The sequence below is a fragment of the Peribacillus sp. SIMBA_075 genome, assembly GCF_046534585.1.
On record NZ_JAWRYN010001550.1, the window covers coordinates 1 to 238 of the forward strand.

Annotated in this window: 1 protein-coding gene; it reads right to left on the reverse strand. The window is 70.6% G+C overall.

Annotated features, from left to right (window positions below):
• On the reverse strand, positions 1–216 hold a 216-nt coding region (locus tag SB775_RS33615), incomplete at its 3' end, for a hypothetical protein (RefSeq protein ID WP_410865638.1).
• Between the last annotated feature and the right edge of the window lie 22 nt (positions 217–238).

Below are 238 nucleotides of genomic sequence, written 5' to 3' on the forward strand. Positions count from 1 at the left end.
GTAGTAGGCGGCGATCACGACCGGGAAGATCACGAACGCCAGGAAGACGATCGCCGCGGGTCCCGCCAGCAGCAGGATCTCGAGGCGCATGGCCCAGCCGGTACGCCGGCGGCGCCGCGGCGACGGGAGCGACGCGACCGCGCCGCTCCCGTCGTGCTGCGCGAGACCCGACTTCGGCAGGACGCCGGTGGTGGTGTTCTCGCGGGTGTTGCTCACGAGTACTGTCCTCAGCCCTTCT